This is a genomic window from Micrococcus sp. HMSC31B01 (assembly GCF_001816085.1).
GTDB classification, from domain to species: Bacteria; Actinomycetota; Actinomycetes; order Actinomycetales; family Micrococcaceae; genus Micrococcus; species Micrococcus luteus.
The window spans coordinates 1-1,984 of the sequence record NZ_KV825255.1; the positions used below are offsets into that span (position 1 = coordinate 1).

Below are 1,984 nucleotides of genomic sequence, written 5' to 3' on the forward strand. Positions count from 1 at the left end.
GCGGCCGCGGTCCTCGCGGTGCTGGGCGCCCTGGGCTGGGTCGTGTTCTTCTCGCCCGTGCTCGCGGTGGACCGCGTCGAGGTCACCGGCACCCGCCATGTCTCCGCCGCCGAGGTCCAGGAGCGCCTGGAGCCCGTGTACGGCGTGCCGCTGTCCCGCGTCGGCGCCGGCCGTGTGGGCGAGCTGGTCGGTGGTCTGCCCGGAGTGGCCGAGGTCCAGACCGTTCCCCGCCTGCCCACCGGCCTGGAGGTCGTGGTCCGGGAGCATGAGACGCGGGCCCGGCGGGACGGCGACGACGGTGTGCAGCTGCTGCTCGCAGACGGCACCGTCCTGACGGGAGTGCCGGAGGAACGGCTCGAGGGCGAGGACCTCCCCGCGTTCTCGGAGGAGCTGGCGCAGCGGGCGCAGGAGGAGCGCGCCGAGGTGGCCGAGGTGCTGGCCGCCCTGCCGGAGGCCGTGGCGGATCGTGTCGAGACGGCCGACTCCCGGGGCCCGGGCCAGGTCCGTCTGGCGCTCGAGGGTGGGGTGACCCTGGTCTGGGGCGACGCGCAGGACGCCGGCCTCAAGGGGCCCGTGGCCGAGGCGTTCCTGGCGGACGAGCGGCACGGGTCCGCGGAGGGTGGCGTCGCCGAGATCGACGTCTCCGTGCCCACGCGGCCGATCACGCGCTGAACCGGGGCCGCAGGAGTTTCCAGTAGAACGTGAAGGTGAAGGTCGGGGTGCGTGGCCTCGCGCGAGTCGGGGTGCCATCACCGCGGTGACTGCTCCTTCGAGTCTCACGTGAAAGTTGATGCGGGAGCCGTCTTTTCCGCGTGGACACGCCGTTTTCTTTTGCACGTGACGCGGGCCTCCCAGTACGGTGGACCCGAACGCGCGCGAGGCTCGCTTCACGCTGTGCTTGAAGGTGTCCACCCCGGGTGGCCGCCGATCATCGGGGCGATGTGCCTCGCGCGGACCTCTCGAGATCTCGAACAAAGGGAACCAACACCGTGGCTGCACCCCAGAACTACCTGGCCGTCATCAAGGTCGTCGGCATCGGCGGCGGCGGCGTGAACGCCGTGAACCGCATGATCGAGGTGGGGCTCCGCGGCGTGGAGTTCATCGCCATCAACACGGACGCCCAGGCGCTGTTGATGTCGGACGCGGACGTGAAGCTGGACGTGGGCCGCGAGCTCACCCGTGGACTCGGCGCGGGCGCGAACCCCGAGGTGGGCCGCCAGGCCGCCGAGGACCACGCGGAGGAGATCGAGGAGGTCCTGCGGGGCGCGGACATGGTGTTCGTGACCGCGGGCGAGGGCGGCGGCACCGGCACCGGCGGGGCGCCCGTCGTGGCCCGCATCGCGCGCTCGCTCGGCGCCCTGACCATCGGCGTCGTGACCCGTCCGTTCACGTTCGAGGGCCGCCGTCGCGCCGGCTCCGCCGAGGCGGGCATCGACGCCCTGCGGGACGAGGTCGACACCCTCATCGTGATCCCGAACGACCGGCTGCTGTCCATCTCGGACCGCAACGTCTCGGTCATGGACGCCTTCCGTCAGGCGGACCAGGTGCTCCTCTCCGGCGTCCAGGGCATCACCGACCTGATCACCACCCCGGGCCTGATCAACCTCGACTTCGCGGACGTGAAGTCCGTGATGCAGGGCGCGGGCTCCGCGCTCATGGGCATCGGCCACGCGCAGGGCGAGGACCGCGCCGTCAAGGCGGCCGAGCTGGCGATCGCCTCGCCGCTGCTCGAGGCCTCCATCGACGGCGCGTACGGCGTGCTGCTCTCCATCCAGGGCGGCTCCGACCTCGGCCTCTTCGAGATCAACGAGGCCGCGCGACTGGTCCAGGAGGTCGCCCACCCGGAGGCCAACATCATCTTCGGCGCGGTCATCGACGACGCCCTCGGCGACGAGGTGCGCGTGACCGTGATCGCCGCGGGCTTCGACAAGGTGGACGTCACCTCCGCCCCGGCCGCCCCGCAGGCCGTGCAGCAGCAGGCGGC

At 72.2% G+C, this 1,984-nt stretch carries 2 protein-coding genes; both read left to right on the forward strand.

Annotation, left to right across the window (positions count from 1 at the left end; genetic code table 11):
• A partial coding sequence (locus HMPREF3105_RS09170; protein WP_070709317.1) for a cell division protein FtsQ/DivIB occupies positions 1-672 on the forward strand: 672 nt, incomplete at its 5' end.
• Positions 673-989: 317 nt separating this feature from the next.
• A partial coding sequence (ftsZ, locus tag HMPREF3105_RS09175) for a cell division protein FtsZ (protein WP_070709319.1) occupies positions 990-1,984 on the forward strand: 995 nt, incomplete at its 3' end.